The sequence below is a fragment of the Micromonospora chokoriensis genome (assembly GCF_900091505.1).
Taxonomy (GTDB): domain Bacteria; phylum Actinomycetota; class Actinomycetes; order Mycobacteriales; family Micromonosporaceae; genus Micromonospora; species Micromonospora chokoriensis.
On record NZ_LT607409.1, the window covers coordinates 3,191,849 to 3,207,421 of the forward strand.

The 15,573-nt window shown below is 70.7% G+C and carries 19 protein-coding genes; 11 read left to right on the top strand and 8 right to left on the bottom strand.

Features of this window, described 5'->3' with window-relative positions:
- Window positions 1-364 precede the first annotated feature (364 nt).
- Window positions 365-3,106: an ABC transporter permease gene (locus tag GA0070612_RS15095; protein WP_157742480.1), complete on the top strand. Its 2,742-nt coding sequence runs from the start codon at window positions 365-367 to the stop codon at window positions 3,104-3,106.
- Between the two features lie 71 nt (window positions 3,107-3,177).
- Window positions 3,178-3,564, top strand: a complete 387-nt coding sequence (locus tag GA0070612_RS33055) for a S26 family signal peptidase (protein ID WP_408630570.1) — start codon at window positions 3,178-3,180, stop codon at window positions 3,562-3,564.
- Here GA0070612_RS33055 and GA0070612_RS31455 read toward each other — a convergent pair.
- The 3 genes from GA0070612_RS31455 to GA0070612_RS15110 form a co-directional block, all read right to left on the bottom strand.
- Window positions 3,486-4,139: a hypothetical protein gene (locus GA0070612_RS31455; RefSeq protein ID WP_157742482.1), complete on the bottom strand. Its 654-nt coding sequence runs from the start codon at window positions 4,137-4,139 to the stop codon at window positions 3,486-3,488. The genes GA0070612_RS33055 and GA0070612_RS31455 overlap by 79 nt on opposite strands.
- Window positions 4,140-4,261: 122 nt before the next feature.
- Window positions 4,262-4,681 carry a hypothetical protein gene (locus GA0070612_RS15105; RefSeq protein ID WP_167393630.1) on the bottom strand — a complete coding sequence of 140 codons (420 nt, stop codon included), beginning with the start codon at window positions 4,679-4,681 and terminating at the stop codon, window positions 4,262-4,264.
- Entirely contained in the window at window positions 4,678-5,442 is a 765-nt protein-coding gene (locus GA0070612_RS15110) for a hypothetical protein (RefSeq protein ID WP_088988476.1), read from the bottom strand. The genes GA0070612_RS15105 and GA0070612_RS15110 overlap by 4 nt, the downstream gene beginning before the upstream one ends.
- Before the next feature lie 498 nt (window positions 5,443-5,940).
- On the opposite strand from GA0070612_RS15110, the gene GA0070612_RS15115 reads away from it, so the two are divergent.
- The 7 genes from GA0070612_RS15115 (at window position 5,941) to GA0070612_RS15145 (ending at window position 9,270) form a co-directional block, all read left to right on the top strand.
- Complete coding sequence (locus GA0070612_RS15115) at window positions 5,941-6,186, top strand: winged helix-turn-helix domain-containing protein (RefSeq protein WP_088988477.1); 246 nt, start codon at window positions 5,941-5,943, stop codon at window positions 6,184-6,186.
- 183 nt (window positions 6,187-6,369) lie between these two features.
- Window positions 6,370-6,687, top strand: a complete 318-nt coding sequence (locus tag GA0070612_RS15120) for a DUF6244 family protein (protein ID WP_231924570.1) — start codon at window positions 6,370-6,372, stop codon at window positions 6,685-6,687.
- Window positions 6,688-7,026: 339 nt separating this feature from the next.
- Window positions 7,027-7,473 (top strand): hypothetical protein, encoded by a 447-nt coding sequence (locus GA0070612_RS15125; RefSeq protein WP_088988478.1) that lies wholly within the window; start codon window positions 7,027-7,029, stop codon window positions 7,471-7,473.
- A complete protein-coding gene (locus GA0070612_RS15130) occupies window positions 7,470-7,952 on the top strand; it encodes a hypothetical protein (RefSeq protein WP_197699381.1) in 483 nt (160 codons plus the stop codon). Before GA0070612_RS15125 ends, GA0070612_RS15130 begins: the two co-directional genes overlap by 4 nt.
- Window positions 7,953-8,031: 79 nt before the next feature.
- Window positions 8,032-8,484, top strand: coding sequence for an N-6 DNA methylase (locus tag GA0070612_RS15135; protein WP_197699382.1), 453 nt, complete (start codon window positions 8,032-8,034; stop codon window positions 8,482-8,484).
- 73 nt (window positions 8,485-8,557) lie between these two features.
- Window positions 8,558-8,869, top strand: coding sequence for a hypothetical protein (locus tag GA0070612_RS15140; protein WP_088988479.1), 312 nt, complete (start codon window positions 8,558-8,560; stop codon window positions 8,867-8,869).
- A gap of 71 nt (window positions 8,870-8,940) precedes the next feature.
- Window positions 8,941-9,270: a hypothetical protein gene (locus GA0070612_RS15145; protein ID WP_231924639.1), complete on the top strand. Its 330-nt coding sequence runs from the start codon at window positions 8,941-8,943 to the stop codon at window positions 9,268-9,270.
- Here the strand turns inward: GA0070612_RS15145 and GA0070612_RS15150 are convergent.
- From GA0070612_RS15150 to GA0070612_RS15160, 3 genes are all read right to left on the bottom strand, one after another.
- A complete protein-coding gene (locus GA0070612_RS15150) occupies window positions 9,251-9,709 on the bottom strand; it encodes a nitroreductase family deazaflavin-dependent oxidoreductase (RefSeq protein WP_088988481.1) in 459 nt (152 codons plus the stop codon). The genes GA0070612_RS15145 and GA0070612_RS15150 overlap by 20 nt on opposite strands.
- 35 nt (window positions 9,710-9,744) lie before the next feature.
- Window positions 9,745-10,731, bottom strand: a complete 987-nt coding sequence (locus GA0070612_RS15155; protein WP_088988482.1) for an SEC-C domain-containing protein — start codon at window positions 10,729-10,731, stop codon at window positions 9,745-9,747.
- A gap of 110 nt (window positions 10,732-10,841) precedes the next feature.
- Complete coding sequence (locus GA0070612_RS15160) at window positions 10,842-11,135, bottom strand: antibiotic biosynthesis monooxygenase (RefSeq protein ID WP_088988483.1); 294 nt, start codon at window positions 11,133-11,135, stop codon at window positions 10,842-10,844.
- Window positions 11,136-11,194: 59 nt separating this feature from the next.
- Between GA0070612_RS15160 and GA0070612_RS15165 the strand changes: the two genes are divergently transcribed.
- A complete protein-coding gene (locus GA0070612_RS15165) occupies window positions 11,195-11,827 on the top strand; it encodes a TetR/AcrR family transcriptional regulator (protein ID WP_088988484.1) in 633 nt (210 codons plus the stop codon).
- A 76-nt stretch (window positions 11,828-11,903) separates the two neighbouring features.
- On the opposite strand, the gene GA0070612_RS15170 is transcribed toward GA0070612_RS15165, so the two are convergent.
- Window positions 11,904-13,370: an MFS transporter gene (locus tag GA0070612_RS15170; protein WP_088988485.1), complete on the bottom strand. Its 1,467-nt coding sequence runs from the start codon at window positions 13,368-13,370 to the stop codon at window positions 11,904-11,906.
- A 220-nt stretch (window positions 13,371-13,590) separates the two neighbouring features.
- Between GA0070612_RS15170 and GA0070612_RS15175 the strand changes: the two genes are divergently transcribed.
- Window positions 13,591-14,172 carry a TetR/AcrR family transcriptional regulator gene (locus GA0070612_RS15175; RefSeq protein WP_197699383.1) on the top strand — a complete coding sequence of 194 codons (582 nt, stop codon included), beginning with the start codon at window positions 13,591-13,593 and terminating at the stop codon, window positions 14,170-14,172.
- A 41-nt stretch (window positions 14,173-14,213) separates the two neighbouring features.
- Here the strand turns inward: GA0070612_RS15175 and GA0070612_RS15180 are convergent, their stop codons facing one another.
- Window positions 14,214-15,572 (bottom strand): pentapeptide repeat-containing protein, encoded by a 1,359-nt coding sequence (locus tag GA0070612_RS15180; RefSeq protein ID WP_157742483.1) that lies wholly within the window; start codon window positions 15,570-15,572, stop codon window positions 14,214-14,216.
- Window position 15,573: the final 1 nt, after the last annotated feature.

Genomic DNA, 15,573 nt, shown 5'->3' on the forward strand with positions numbered 1-15,573 from the left:
TCTCGAGAACTTGGTCCTCAGGTACGGGGAGGTACAAATGCTCGGTTTTCTCGGCTCGGTCGGCGATCGGATGCTCGCCGTCTTCGTTCCGAAGGTGACTGCACAGGCCGCCTGTGTGACGTTCAAGCGACTCTGCTACTGCGACAGCAACTGCACCAAGGTCGAGCAATGGTGCGACCGTGGCTGTGACAGCACCGGCACGACCTGCGGTCCGTGCAACGTGAGGACCTCGAACGGGTGCCTCGCGCCCTGCTGACTGAAAACGGTCACCCGGCCACGGTCGGGTGACCGTTTTGCACGCGACGGGAACCACTTCTTGCTCCGAATCATCATTGCTCAGCTCAGGTACCGTACGGGCCGTAGTGTGGCCGTTGTCAGCGCCGTCATGTTGGCCACCACCGGTTTTTGTGTGCTCACCGGGGCGACGACGGCCTCCCGGCTGCAGGCCGTCGGCGTCGTTCAGGCCAATTACCGCTCGGCGTACGACATCTTGGTCCGGCCGGCCGGGTCGCGGGGCGAATTGGAGACGCGACAGGGCCTGGTCCGGCCCAACTTCCTCTCCGGCCAGTTCGGTGGTCTCTCGGTCGACCAGTGGCGGACCATCCAGGCAGTCGAGGGCGTCGACATCGCGGCTCCCGTGGCCATGGTCGGCTATGTCAGCATCGATCTCGGCCTGCCGGTGGACCTCACCGACAAGGTCGACCGGCGGCTCAGACAGCAGTTGTTGCGGTTGTCGCCGGAGACGATCGCCGACCGGGGCCTGACTCGCGTTCCCGGCACCCCCGCCTTCGTCTACGTCACCCGTAACCGGTTGATCCCGGTGCGGGACTTCGCCAACGACCGGCAGGTGCACGTGTACGCCGACGGCACCGAACTGTCGGCGGAGTATGTTTCCCAACGCTGTCCCGCCGCCAGCCAACCCCCGCTGGAGATGCTCAGCGACGGTCACCGTGAGCTGGTCTGCGACTGGCTTCGGGACGACGCTCGCAGCCCGGTCAGCCATGCGGTCAGGGCGTACCAGTTGATGGACGACGGCACGTTCCGGGACGCGACGGTGCTGACCCGGGGGCGGACTCTTCCGGTACTGGATCGGCTCGTCGTCAGGCAGCCGGCCCGCTTCTCGTTGTTGGCTGCGGCGGTCGACCCGGATCAGGAGGCCCGGCTGTCTGGTTTGAACCACGCGCTGACCTCGGGGCGCTACCTGGACGGTGCTGAGCGGCCACAGTCCTCGGGGGGAGAGCACCCGGTGCCCCGTGTGCCGATGCTGGCGACCGACCGCCTGGTCAGCGACGAGCAGATCGCGGTCGCGATCAGCGTCCTGCCCGAACCGGGCAGGGTCAGGGCCGGCGACGACCGGCCCGCTTTGGCCCGGCTCGCGGTCGATGCCGGCGCGGCACTGCCGCCCGTGCGGCGAGCGCTGGGCACCGTCTGGACGGACTGGCTGACATCGACCACCGCGAGCGGTGGGACCATCGACATTCACGACATGGTGACGGTGGCGTCACCGTCGTACGACCGGGATGGCGACGCGCTCCGGGTGCGTCCCGCCGACCCACCGAAGCGCCTGCGCACCGCCGCCGACACCGAACGGTTCTCGCCACTGGCCGTGGACACCGCGCTGCGTGCGATCGGGGACGACACCCGGGCAGACCAGGAAGTGGTCGTCGAGGGCACCGTCGTCGGGGCAGTCGACCCGCTCGTCGTCACGCGAGGGCGGGAGTTGACCGGCGCGCCGATGGAAACGTTCGTCGCGCCCCGGGTGAGCGGGGCCGATCAGCGTTCGAGCAGTGCGCTCGGCGGCCAGGACATGCTGCCCACCAGCAGCATCACCGGGTATGTCGCGGCCCCGCCGCAACTGCTCACCAACCTGGTGGCCCTGCCTGATCTGCTTCGTGGCGCCGACGCCGGGCGGGCCCAGGCGCCGCTGAGCGCCGTCCGGGTCCGGGTGGCGGGGATCGACCGCTTCGACGCCGTCGGACGGGAGCGCGTCCGCGTCGTGGCCGAGGAGATCGCCGCACGCACGGGCCTTGATGTGGACATCGTCCTCGGCTCGTCAGCGACGAGGGAGACGTTGGTCCTGCCCGCCGGAAGGTACGGCCGCCCCCCGCTCACCGTGCACGAGATGTGGACCGAGAAGGGAGTGGCGGCGGTGCTCGTGCGGGCGGTCGACCGCAAGAGCAGCGTCCTGCTCGGCATGGTGCTCATCACCTGCGTGCTCTTCGTCGGCAACGCGGTGTCGGCGGCAGTGCGGGACAGGCGCCGTGAGCTTGCCATCCTTGCCTGCCAGGGTTGGCCGGCGCGGCGCCTCGCCGCGTTGATCCTCGGCGAGGCGGGCCTGCTGGGTGTGCTCGCTGGAGTCGCGGCCGGGCTGCTCACCATCCCGGTCGCCGCTGCGGTCGGCATCGAGGTGCCATGGTCGCGAGTCGCGGTGGCCCTCGGAGTCGCCATCGCACTGACGCTCGTCGCGGCGATCGTCCCCGCGGTGCGCGCCGCCGGCGCCTACCCGGCGGCGGCCCTGCAGCCGGCCCTGGCGCCGGCCCGTACACGAGCAGGTACGCACCGGACCATTCTGCGGATGGCGGTGACTGGCGCCCGACGGGTACCAGGCCGTACCGCACTCGCGGCAGTGAGCCTCGCCATCGCCGTGGCCGCGTTGACCTTCGCGGTCGCCGTCGACGTCACCTTCAAGGGGCGGATCATCGGCACGGTGCTCGGTGACGGGGTGTCGTTGACCGTCCGGGAGATCGACCGGGTGACCGTGGTGGGGCTGATGGTGTTCAGCATCGCCGCCGTGGCGGACGTCCTCTATCTCGGTGTGCGGGAACGGGCGACAGAGTTCGCCGTGTTGCAGGCGACGGGCTGGTCGGATGGCGCACTTGTCCGCATGGTGTGTCTGGAAGGGCTTGTCATCGGGGTGCTCGGTGGCGTTGCCGGTGGCGGGATCGCGCTCGGCGCGACCTTTCTCTTCGCTGGTGGCATCACACCCGCGATGCTCCTCGTCGCCGCCGGAACGGCGGGCTTCGGCGTCCTGCTCGCTGCTACCGCCGGACTGCTGCCCGCGGTCCTGGTCCGTGGCATGCCGGCCAGGCACCTGGCCGATGAGTGACGAGGTTGTCGATGCAGTCGGTGATCGCTCTGTTGCTGGTCGTCTCCGCTGCGGTGGCCGTGCTCGTAGCCATGCGGCGGCGGTTCCTGCTAGCGACCGTGGAAGGCCACAGCATGGTGCCGACCCTGGAGCCGGGTGACCGGCTGCTGGTACGTCGGACGTCACTAACCAGCCTGAACGTGGGGGACATCGTGGTGGTGGCGCCCGATGCCCGGATGGCGGGACCACGGCCGCGGGCTGGACTCGTCATCAAGCGGCTGGTCGCTCTGCCGGGAGGCCCGGTGCCCGCAGACGTCCCGTGTCCGGAAGGCAATGTACTGCCTATGGGGCGAATGGCGATTCTGGGAGACAACCCGTCGGCCAGTCGCGACTCGCGGCACTACGGGTTGGTCGCCGAGGATCGGCTCGTCGGCGTCGTCGTCCGTTCCGTCGGGCGGAGGCCGAGCCCGACGCACTGACCCAGGCGGAGGGTCACTTCGAGGTGTGACTCTCGGCGTCTGACGGCCGCCCTCGCCGTCGATCGCGTCCTCGTCTGCTCGCTGCGGTAGCTGAGGCGTCCGGTGTCACTGAACTCCTGCTCCGTGTCGGACAGACCGAAGACGCGGCACGCGCAGCCGTCGCCGGGTTGCTTCGCTGACGCTTCGGCGTAGTACCAGACCTGGCCCACCTGGGCGGTGAACGTTCGAGTGGTCCGCAGCGGCACCTCGACCGCCCGGTGTGGCCGGCACTCGGCGTCGAAGAGCCAGAGCACGTACGGCTCGCTGGACGTCGAAACAGTTCCGCGTACCGGGTCTCCCCAGCGGTCCGCCGGAATGTCCCGCAGGAACAGCGCCGCCGCCTCCTGGCCCTTGAGCCGCACGACGCAGTCCCGGCTGACCTGGCCCGGCGGAGCCGCCGGTTCGGATGCCGCTTCGGGTGCGGGCCTCTCGCGGAAGCCGGTCGCGAGCAGGAGGGCCAGCAGCAGCACGAGACCACCGCCCAACCCGGCGGCGAGAGCCAACCGACGTCGGCCGGGCGTACCCGCAGCTGTCACGTTGCCGCCCCCATCCCGCGTCGGCCGTCACCCTCGCCGTCCGCGGACTCTACGGCGCTGCCCGCCCCGGCGCCGCCCCGCGAGGGCTTGGTGGAGGTGTCGGTCCTTTGCCGTTCGGCGTCCTACGCCGGGGCGTCGACGGCCTGCGCGGCGGCAGCGAGGATCTCGTCGCGTTCGCCGTCGGTGAGACCTTCGTCCTCAAGGAGTCCGAGCAGCAGCACCGTCCGGGCGACGACCGCCGCCGCGCTGTCGGGCACCGGTGGCCGCTCGCCGAGTGCCGCCCAGACCAGCGCCTCGGCCAACACCGGATCGACGTCGTGTCCGCCGGTGTCGTAGCGTTCCCGCGCGGACGCCACGAACCGGATCACCGGCGCCCGATCCTGCCCCGCGACGAATCGCCGCCGCACCGCCACCAGCAGCGCCCCGGCGAGTAGATCGCCGTACCGCCGCCAGTCCCGTTCGGTGAACCGGCGCAACCGCCGTTCGTGGCCGCGCAGCCTCCCGGTCAGAAGCTCGCGCAGCGCCGCGTGTGGATCGGTCACCATCGTCTCCTCCTGATGCTTCGTGGGCGTCGCCCGGCAACCAGGGCGCTCGCCGCGTGGCAGCCGCAGGCGATCTGCTCGGCGCGGACCCTGTCGCTGTCGGCGTCGCGGGTGTCGCCTCCGGCATCGCTTGCGCTGTTGCTGGCGTGGTGGGTGGCACCTGCGGCGTTGCTCCTGGCGTTGCGGTTGTCGCTTGTGGTGCTGTCCGTCCGGTGGGCGTCGCCGTTGGTCGAGGTGCCACCGCTGCGTACCGGCGGTGCCGCCAGCACACCGATGAGCGCCGCCGCCGACCGGTCGATCCGGCGGCCTCCGACCGCGAGCCGGGCCCCGACCAGGTCCAACCGGGTGATGGCCGCCGCGAACTGCCGGGCCGCGACCGCGTCCGCCACGATTCGGGTACGCCGAAGCTGGTCCTCGGCCGCACCCAACCGCCAGCGGACACGGGCGGCCAACGCGACGGCCCGATCCGCATCGACGCGAGCAGCGGACAGACCGGCGAGCAGGCCTCCGACCGAGCTTCCCGATGATCGTGTGTCCGAGCCTGCCTGCGATCGCCTGGCCGAGGTGCCCGGCGGTTGCGTGCTCGCGGCCAGGCCGGCGTAGACCAGACTCAACGCTCGCCAGCACTCCGTGACGGCGTCCTGCCAGGGCAACCGTCGGCCGAGCGGCCCCGCCCCGTGCAGGTGCGCGCCGGCCCGGTCGGCGGCGGAGATCGTGGCCAACCAGGCGTCACGCAGGTCGTCTACCGTGTCGGTGCTCATTCGCCCGCCTCGGCGCTGGACTTCACCAGGAGGGCGAAACGCACATCAGTGCAGGGGTAGTCGACTCCGCACTCGCAGAGCCAGCGACGCACCACGCGCGGTGGATGAGCGAACAGGACATCGTCGGCGTCTTCGACGTCCTGCGCGGAGACGAGGCGAGGACGCTGTCTGGGTGTGGGTGCTGGTTCGGGTGCGGCTGGTGGTTCGGTGGGGGATTCGTCGGGTCGATCGGGCATCGGAGGCTCCCGTCGGGTCGTACTCCTTGCTGTTCCTGGCATTGCCGGGTGCTGTTGGCAGGGCGTGGGGTGGCGTGCGGGCACGCCCCGGCACGTCCGGCCGGAAGGGGGGACCGACCGACCGGACGCTCCCTGCGCGGTGGGAACGACCAGCTCCGGTTTGCAGACCTGGGAGCCAGCCAGAGGCAAGCGTATATAACAGGTGATGTAAGCACAAGCACTGTCCGCGCATTGCTTGCTATACAAAGTTGCTCGTGATCGAATGGCGGGGCAGACCTGGGAGACACCAATGCCCGCCAAAGCGAAGTGGGCGCTGATCGCCGACGGCATCCGCGCCCAGATCAAGTCCGGCGAACTCGCGCCGGGCGACAAGCTGCCCTCGACCTCCGAGCTGTGCCGTCAACATGACGTTTCGGCCATCGTCGTTCGCCAGGCCATCAACGCGCTGAAGGTCGAAGGCTTGGTGGAGGGTGTCGGTGGGGTCGGCGTGTTCGTCGCCGAGCGCTGACCGAGCCCGGATTCGGGGTGTCCACTCCAGATCTTGGACACTTTTCGTTCGCGCGTGACGGAAACTGTCCAAGATCTACCGTCGCCGTACTCGGTCGACGTCTTGTCCGCCAATTCCGTCAGCGTGGTCACGATTGGGCGAGCGAGCGGTCGCGCTGGGTGCGCGGATCTCGTACGCTCCCAGGTGGTCTCCGCCGGTGCGGTGGTGGAGGCGATGGTCGACCACGGGGAGGTGCGCGTGAGCGCGGCACAGATCATCGCGAGGTTGGCGGCGGCGTCGCAGAAGCTGGACGAGGCGAAGGCCAAGACCGCAGCGGCGGCACAGGATGCAGCCGAGGCGCGGGCACTCGTCGCCGGTGCCCTGGAAGGTGTGGCTGCGGGTCCGCTGGTCGGCATGATCGACGCGTACCGCCAGGCGCTGGCGCAGGCGTCCCAGGGTGGCGACCCGGCCAAGCAGCACGTCCAGGAGACGATCGCCAAGGTCCGAGCGCTGGGAAACTGACAACGGGTGGTGGCAGCGCAACCCACCAACCACCCGCAACGGCGGACATCACCTTGCGGCCTGCGGTTCCGCGCTTGGAGCTGGCAATGGCCGACCGCGACGGACGACGCGAGGCACGGAGTCGGGAGGGCCGGGAGGCGCCACCGCCCACACGGCGGAAGAAGGTCAGCCCAGAGGCGATTGCTGTTGGTGGCTCATCGGCGGCGACAGCATGGGCGACCGTCTCGGAGTTTCTGCCAGCGCTGCCGAAGGCGTTGGCCGGCGTCGTACTCGGAGCGGTAGCCACCTGGGGATCTCTCAAGGCTTACAAGGCGAGATCGCACAACGACGGAGGTTCAGTTGAAGATCGATGAGCGAGTCGAGCAGCTCGTCCGCGACGCGTTGCACTGGGCCGTCAAGCGGCAGCCGGGCGAATTCGACGAGGCACTGAAGACGTTCTCCGACGAGCCAACGCGACGGTCGGCCATGGAACTGCTCTTCGCTATCTCTGCCTTCGTCAGTGCTGACATCTGCGCGGGAAGACCGTCGCCACAACAAGTTCAGCAGTTGGCGGCCGAGGTAGCCGAGGTCGAGGCCTGGAGTTCCGTGACCTCTGGCGAAGTCGAAGCCTTCCTCGACGCCGTGCTGACCGGCCGACCGCTGTCAGGAGTGCTACCAGCCGGCAGTGCAGTCGTCCTTGCCTTCGTCGTGGCGGCGAGTCTCCTGTCGCTCCGCCCGAAGGACGAGGGGGAGTGGTGGTTCAACTATCTGGACAAGGTGGAGGCGGCGATCGAGGCGGCCGGGTGACGGGTGTGCCCGACCAAGCTGCCCGCGACGGTGGAGACCTGGACGGCTTTCGCATCAGCTTCGTGCCGTCGGGCGTCGGTGACCTGGTGTCGGACTTCACCTCCGAGTGGGAGGACGTCACTGTCTCCACGCGGGTCTGGGAGCGCCAGGTCGAGGACGGCCACCGGGTCGACCTGCGCGTGCACGTGCTCAGGGGAGAGCGGCTCGCAACCCTCGCCGAGTTACGCGACTTCCTGGCCGAGTACCACGAGCGCGATCCTGCTGACGGGGCGTTCACCGAGTTTCAGCACGGCGAGGATCCCGGCCTTATCGGTGCCGCCGAAGCGTTCTGGCTGGCCGCGCCAGGGGTGGCAGTCGACGTGCTATTCGATCCGGAGCGGTTGACTGTGGACAATCTGCGGTCGATTGCGCTGGGAGTCACCGCAGCCGCGGCAGGTTCCGCCAGCCCGTCGGACTCAGAGGGTCCACTCGTCCAGTAAGTCGTGCGAGCCTCTGTCGGAGAGCTCTCACCAGGTGTGGCGGGGCACTGCACGGCGGCCATTGTCTCTATCCTGACGTGTGCTGCCGGACAACGTGCTCTTCGAGGGCGGCGCTGGCGAGACGATCCGCCGTCGGCTGCTCAAGCAGTACGACCTGCACACGATGTTGCGCCTGCCCACCGGCATCTTCTACGCCGGTGGGGTGAAGGCCAACGTGCTCTTCTTCGAGCGCAAGCGCGCCCGTGAAGAGCCGTGGACCCAAAAACTCTGGGTGTACGACTTCCGCACCAACCAGCACTTCACGCTGAGGCAGAACCCGCTGCGTCGCGAGCACCTTCAGGATTTCGTCGACTGCTACCTGCCGGGCAAGGACCGTGTCGAGCGGGTGGAGACCGAGCGGTTCAAGCCGTTCTCGTATGAGGAGCTGATCGCCCGCGACAAGGTGAACCTCGACATCACCTGGCTCAAGGACGCCTCGCCGCTATCGCGGACGCCCTGTCGTCGCGTGCCGCCCAGACCAAGGACACCCTGAGCGGACGACGTCACTATGCGGTAGCCCTGCGTGTCGCCGCCGATCCGTGGTGCGATTCGGTAGGCTCGCTGGTATGACCGGATCGGTGAGCAAGAAGTCGTTCTCGCTTCCGCAGGACGTGGCGGAGCGCTTGGAGCGGGAGCCCAACGCCAGCGCGTACGTGGTCGACACGATCCGGGCACGAATGCGCGCGGAGGATCTCGACGCCGAGTTGGCCCGCCGGGGGATGACCGTGTCGGCGGAGGGCCAGGCCCGGGCCAGGGCCCAACGCGCCCAGGTCGAGCAGGAGTGGTCCCCTGGCCGACGCGCCGCGCTGCGGGACCGTTCCCGCCGTGCGGCGGCGGAGATGCTCGACGGTTCAGGCAGTCAGGCGCCGGCGGCGTGACGGGCCCCGAGGGGCCGGCGGTCCGGCTGATACTGGACCGGTCCGCGCTGCTCGCCTACGTGGCTGGCTCGATGGATGTTGCGGAACCCATCCACGAGGTCGCCCAGGATGGGGTGCGGTTCGGTGTTCCGGCGGTGGTCGCGGCCGAGGTGCTGGCGGTGGTGGACGACCCGGGTGAGCGGGCGGTGCTGCACCGACTGCTCGAACGTCCCGCCTGCGCGGTGTTGCCGACCTGGGGTGAGGACTGGCAGGAGCTGGCGTACTGGCGGGTTGTCACCGGTCGGGTCGACCTGGCCGCCGCCGTGATGGCTGTCCTGGAGCACGACGCCTCGGTGCTGACCAGCGAAGGTAAGGCGTACGGCGACGGCGGCGACCTTCCCGTCATCCGCTTCCCTCACTAGCGCGTTCGACGATGACCAGGGGAATCTCCCGCTCGGTGCCCTTCTGGTAGCGCGCGTACGTCGGGAAGACCTTCGTCATCACCGGCCACAGCCGGACGCGCTCCTCGGCGGTCGCCGTCCGGGCCCGGCCGACGAACCGCTCCGCGTCGACCTGGATCTCCACGGTCGGGTCGGCGCTCAGGTTCAGGTACCACGCCGGGTGCCTGTCCGCGCCTCCGTTGGACGCCACCAGCAGGTGGTTGTCGCCGTCGCGTCCGTACATCAGGGCGGTGCGGCGCAGTGTGCCGCTGCGACGTCCGCGGGTGGTGAGCAGCAGCGAGGGTACGCCGTGGAAGGTGCCGCCGTCCGCGCCGTCGGTCCGCACGTAGCGCCGGATGTGGCTGGCGACCCAGCCGACCGGGCTGTCCTCGACTGTCTCGTGCTGCTCCTGCTCGGTCACGGCATTGCCTCCTCGGGAAGAGCGACGGGCTGCCGTCAGCCGCGCGAGCGGGGCAGGCAGCACTTCTTGTACTTGCTACCCGACCCGCACCAGCAGAGGTCGTTGCGGCCGGGTGGCCAGGCGGTCACGCCGGCCTCGTCGAGGCTGTCGGCGTACTCGTCGAGGGTTTCCTCCTCGGTGGGGTCGCTGCCGGCGCTTTCGGTGAAGGCCGCCAGGCCCGCGACCGTGCCGGCGGCCACGCCCAGGTGGGCGCCGCCCAGCCCGGAGGCGTCGGCGAAGGCGCGTTCGAGGTTCGCGCGGTGTTCGTCCCAGGTGGGCGGGTAGGTCGCGGCGAGCGCCGGCCACCGCACCAGCAGCGCGTCGAACTCGGCCTTGGGCCAGAAGAGCAGCGTCGCCGGGCCGTCGTCCAGGGCGTCGAGGGCGTGGTCGGTGGCGGCGCGCAACCGGTCGGCGAGGTTGTCGTACTCGTCGTGCGGCAGACCCAGGTCCTCGCGCAGGTCGTGCCGTTGCTGGGTCAGGCCGAAGATCATGGCTGCGGCCTCGTCCTGGGCGTCCTCGGACTCGTGCTGCTGGGTGCGGGTCCGTTCCAGGATCGCGTCGAGCGCCCCGGTCAGCCACTCCAGCGCCGTCTCGGTGTGGTCGGATTCGACCAGTTCGTCGATCAGGTACGTGGCGTCGGGGCTGGTCTCCAGCAGCGGGCGGAGCGCGGTCAGCTCGGCCATACCCTCGTCGGCGCGGCCGAGGCGCAGCAGCAGGCCGCCGCGGACCGCCCGGGCGTACGCGCCCTCGTCGGGTTGTTCGGCGATGGCGCGGGTGGCCAGGGCGAGCGCGTCGGAGCGGTCGCCGGCCTGTTCCAGGATGTCCGCGGCGACCAGCAGGGCGTACCCGGTGTCGGCCGGGTCCGCGACCCGGCCCTCGTCGACGGCACCCACCAGTTCGGCGACGAGCGCGGCCGGGTCGGGGCTCCTGACGCCCAGGGCGCCGATCTGTTCGATGCGGTCGGCGGTCAACAGTTCGGGCATGGACACATCCTGGAGGCGGCGCGCGGGCGGGAGTGGTCAGCCTATCCCCGGGTCGGCCGCACCCGGTGGAGCCCGGGCGCGGCCGACCTCCACCAGGGTTCGTCGGTCGATCAGCGTTCGTCGACGAGTGGGATCTCCTCGGCCGTCGGGTGGTCGTCGACCAGCGCGAACGCCGCCGTGGCGGCGGGGCTGCCCGGTGCCACCTCCCGGGCCGCCGCCAGTTGCTCGGCCGACTCCCACCGCCACACGCCCACCCACTGCCGCTCGTCGACGCGACCGAGTCGGGCCTCGATCGGGCCGCCGACGGCCGCCCGCGTCGCCGACACGAGGTCGGCGTGGCGGGTGGGCACCTGCTCTGCGTGAGCGGGGTCGGCGCTGAACCGGGTGATCACGAGCAGAGACATAGCTGTAGTTCCTCTCTAGAGTTGACTTCTAGTGACTTGTTCTAGAGATAATCTCCCGCATGAGCGATGTCAAGGGCTCCGGACTACGCAGCCAGAAGGCGCGACAAACCCGGCAGAAGATCCTGGCGGCCGCGCGGGAGTTGTTCGTCGAGCGCGGCTACGGCGCGACGAATCTTCAGGACGTGGCGGCGGCGGCCCAGGTGGCGGTGCAGACGATCTACTTCGCCTTCGGCAACAAGCGCACGCTGCTCAAGGAGCTGGTCGACGTCACAGTGGCCGGAGACGACGAGCCGGTGGCCACCATGGACCGCGAGTGGTTCCGTGCCGCCATGGCCGCCGGGACGGCGCAGGAGCAGTTGCGGGCGCACGTGGACGGCACCGCCGTGGTGCTGGACCGGGTCGCGCCGATCATCCGGATGCTCGATGCCGCCGTCGCCACGGACGCCGAGGTCGCCGCGATCTGGCCGCGGGGAGTCGACCCCCGGTACGTGGTGCACGAAGCCGCGGCGACGGCGCTGATGAGCAAGCCGGGCGCGCGTACCGATGTGTCCGTCGCGCAGGCGGCCGACGTGCTCTACGCCCTGCTCGGCCCGGAGCTCTATCTGATCCTGGTGCGGGAGCGGGGTTGGTCGCCGCAGCGCTGGGCGGAGTGGAGCTTCGCCACGCTGAGCGCCCAGCTCTGCGTCACCTGACGGCGGAGCCCGGAGCCCGGGAGACGGCGGAGCCCGGGACGGTTGACCGTCCCGGGCTCCGACTGGTCGACGAACCTCAGCGGGTCGCGGGCATGGTGGCGAACTCGCCGGCTAGCTCCGACTCGATGATCGTCGTGGTGGACGGCCCGCGACCGGCCGACGATCGCCGGGCGGACGGGACGGCCAGGGCCGCGATGGTGGCCGCGACGGCGATCGCGGTGAGGAGGAGAAACCCCATCGTGAAGTCGGTCTCCCGGGGCAGGCCGCTGGCCTGCGGGTGGGCCGTGATCACGCCGCTGACGACGGCCGCGCCGATCGCGCCGCCGATCGTGCGGATGTTGGCGTTCATGCCGGTGGCCACGCCGGTCTGGCTGGCGGGCACGCTGGCGACGATCAGGTTGGCCATCGACGCGAACGCCAGGCCGATGCCGAGACCGGCCAGGCCACCGGCGACGGCGACCTCCCAGCGGGTGTCGTGGGCGGTGGCCAGCATGGCGGACGCGGCCACGTTGAACGCGGCACCGGACGCGAGCTGCGCCTTGGCGCTGAACACGGCCTGGAGACGGCCGGCGACGATGCCGGCGACGAACATCGCGACGAGCATCGGCAGCATGAGCAGACCGGCCTGGCTGATGCTGGCGCCGAAGCCGTAGCCGGCGACGGTCGGGGTCTGCACGAACTGCGGGAGGAACGCGTACACGGAGAACATCGACGCGCCGTAGAGCAGGGCGACCAGGTTGGTGGTCCATACGCCGGGCAGGCGCATCATCCGCATGTCGATCAGCGGGTTGGCCGAGCGCACCTCGGCGACCAGCCAGCCGGCCAGCAGCACCACGGCGAGCGCGAGCAGACCGAGAACCCGGGGGGAGGTCCAGCCCCAGGCCGCGCCCTGGCTGATCGGCAGCAGCAGCGCGACCAGCCAGCCGGAGAGCAGCACCGTGGCGCGCCAGTCGATGCGTCCGGGGGTGCGGACCGGCGACTCGGGGATGAACAGGTGGGCGGCGACGGCGGTCAGGCCCACCACGACCATCGGGATCCAGAACAGCCACCGGTAGTCCAGCGCGGTGACGATCGGGCCGGCCAGCACGATGCCCAGGCCACCGCCCGCCGCGACGATCGCCGAGATGGCGCCGACTGCCGAGGAGACCCGCGCGGCCGGGAACTCGTCCCGGATGATGCCGAACGAGAGTGGGAAGACGGCGCCGCCGATGCCCTGCACGACGCGGGCGACGATGAGGACGCCGATGTTCGGGGCGACGGCGGCCACCAGGCAGCCGAGAGCGAGCGCGGCGAGCGACGCGACGAGCATCCGCTCCTTGCCGACCATGTCGCCGACCCGCCCGAGGATCGGCGTGAAGATCGACGCCGAGAGCAGGTAGGCGGTGAGCACCCAGGTCACGGTGTTCTGGGAGGTGTGCAGGTCCTGCTGGATGGTCGGCAGCACCGGGGTGATCAGCGACTGGAGCATCGCGAAGAACCCGGCACCGGCCGCGAGCACGGTGAAGGTGAGCCGACGCGAGCTGCGTCGGGAGGTCACTGCCACGAGAGAAGACTCCTGATAACGGTACGGAGGGAGGTGTGTCACCCGTCGTCTCTGGCGGGCGGGCTTGTCGGGTCCGGGCGATCGGGGTGGCCAGGCGGCGATCGTGCGGGTCCCGAGGTAAGCTAACCGGAGGCAGGCCTCCGGCAATTCCGGAGGGGTGCCTCCACTAAGCTAGCGGAGGGGTGCCTCCGGATGCAACCAGGTTGAGGTGACGCACGTCATGAGCAGCGCGGGGCAGGCGCCCGAGGTCTTCGCCCAGCGGCCCAGGCGGGCCGATGCGCGGCGCAACTACGACTCCCTGATCGCCGCTGCCCGCGAGGCGTTCGCCGAGCACGGCGCCGCCGCCTCGCTGGAGGACGTGGCCCGGCGGGCCGGGGTGGGCATCGGCACGCTCTACCGCAACTTCCCGAGCCGGCGGCACCTGTTCGAGGCGGTCTACGTCGAGGAGGTCCGGGCGCTGAGCAACTCCGCCGAGGACCTGGCCGAGCTGCCGCCGTGGGACGCGCTGGTCGCCTGGCTGCACCGCTTCGTCGCGTACGTCGCCACCAAGCGGGCGCTCGCCGAGCAGCTGCTGCACGACTCCGAGATCTTCCAGAGCTGCCGGACGGAGATCTACGCCGCCGGTGAACCGCTGATGCGACGGGCCCAGGCTGCCCGCGTGGTCCGCGACGACATCGGCTTCGACGACGTGGTGCGGCTGATCAGTGGCCTCACCATGGCCCAGTTCCCGTCACCCGAGCAGCGCGACAGGGTGCTCGGCGTGGCCCTGGACGGGCTGCGCCCGCCGGCCGCGTCGCACTGACGATCGGCCGACCCCGTTGCGCCGACCGCGCCAGCGCCCGGTCAGCTGTCGACCAGCAGGAGCCACTCGTCGTCGAGGCGTTCGGTCACCGTGCCCGCCGGCCAGCGGTGACCGGCGTCGACCATCGCCCGGGCCTGCTCCACCTGCGGTGGTCGGCTGAACTGCGCGTCCCGGAAGCTCGCCATGCTGTGGAACCGGGCCCGGCCGAAGTTCGCGGCGTCGGCGAAGTGGGCCCTGTCGAATAGCGCCTCCGCGCCGAACACCGTCCAGCGGAACAGCGCCATGTTCGAGAAACGGGTGGAGTGGAAGGCGGCCGACCGGCCGAACTCGGTGTGCTCCATCGACAGGGCGCCCTCGAAGGCGGCGTCCTGGAACGAGACGGCGTCCTCGAAGCGGGTCGCGTCGAAGGTGGTCGGCTGGCCGAAGGTCGCCCGACGAAACGAGACCTGGCCGGCGAAGCCGGCGCGCCGGCAGGACAGGCCCCCGGTGAAGGCGGCCCCGTCGAAGCTGGCCTGACCGACGCCCCGAACCCCGTCGAGCAGGACCTCACCGTCGGCCGTGAGGCCCTCGAAGACCACGTCGCCGAAGGTCGCCGCCCCGAGCAGGAGGCGCCCCCGCGCCGTCGCGCCCGCGAAGGTCGTCGCGCCGGTGAACACCGCGCCGGTGAAGTTCGCGTCGACGAGCGTGCAGCCGGCGACGTCGAAGTCGACCAGCCGGGCGCCGACCAGGTTCAGCATGACCTCCGGCCAGTGGGTCGCGTCGTCCGCGCGCAGGTGCCGGGTGAGCACACGCTGCGCGGTGCGCCGGACCTCCGTCTCGCGTGGCTCGTCGTCGGGCGCCGGCATCCGCAGGTACGCGCAGAGCACCGCCGCGATCGTCGTGCGCTGCCCCGGGTTGTCCTGACCGAGGCGCTCCAGCGCGTGCAGGCCACCGAGGCGTACCGCCGCGCTGTCGTTGCCGAGCAGCTCGACCGCCCGGGTGTAGAGCTCGGTAAGCCGCCGTTCCGCCGCGTCGTGCTCGGCGGCCGAGGACTGCCGGTCCTGGTGGCGGTGCGCGGCCTCGGCCACCGACTCGGCGTGCGCCTGGACCCGGTCCCGGTGTGCCTGGTCCCGGGCGGCGACGCTCTCCTGGTGGCGCTGGGCGCGCTCGGTGATCCACTGTCGGCGGGCGGCCAGCAGCAGGGCGAGCCCTCCACCGGTGCCGGCGACCACGGTCAGGCCGGTGCGGATCGCGTCGATGCGCAGCGTGGCCCGGGTGTCCGGCTGGGTGGCCCGGTCCGCCTCGGTGAGCAGCAGATCCAGCACCAGCCAACCCAGGGCGGCGGCGATCAGCAGCCCGACCAGGACCAGCCACCAGGGCATCACCCGTAGCTGGCGCTCGGGGGGTTCCTCCGTGGCCACG

What these genes read in the sequence shown, in the direction of transcription:
- GA0070612_RS15175 (WP_197699383.1), top strand. Translation starts at nt 13,591, where the DNA reads ATGAGCAGCGCGGGGCAGGCGCCCGAGGTCTTCGCCCAGCGGCCCAGG.
- GA0070612_RS15140 (WP_088988479.1), top strand. Translation starts at nt 8,558, where the DNA reads ATGACCGGATCGGTGAGCAAGAAGTCGTTCTCGCTTCCGCAGGACGTG.
- GA0070612_RS15110 (WP_088988476.1), bottom strand. Translation starts at nt 5,442, where the DNA reads ATGAGCACCGACACGGTAGACGACCTGCGTGACGCCTGGTTGGCCACG.
- GA0070612_RS15155 (WP_088988482.1), bottom strand. Translation starts at nt 10,731, where the DNA reads ATGCCCGAACTGTTGACCGCCGACCGCATCGAACAGATCGGCGCCCTG.
- GA0070612_RS15165 (WP_088988484.1), top strand. Translation starts at nt 11,195, where the DNA reads ATGAGCGATGTCAAGGGCTCCGGACTACGCAGCCAGAAGGCGCGACAA.
- GA0070612_RS33055 (WP_408630570.1), top strand. Translation starts at nt 3,178, where the DNA reads ATGCGGCGGCGGTTCCTGCTAGCGACCGTGGAAGGCCACAGCATGGTG.
- GA0070612_RS15115 (WP_088988477.1), top strand. Translation starts at nt 5,941, where the DNA reads ATGGCGGGGCAGACCTGGGAGACACCAATGCCCGCCAAAGCGAAGTGG.
- GA0070612_RS15160 (WP_088988483.1), bottom strand. Translation starts at nt 11,135, where the DNA reads ATGTCTCTGCTCGTGATCACCCGGTTCAGCGCCGACCCCGCTCACGCA.
- GA0070612_RS15145 (WP_231924639.1), top strand. Translation starts at nt 8,941, where the DNA reads ATGGATGTTGCGGAACCCATCCACGAGGTCGCCCAGGATGGGGTGCGG.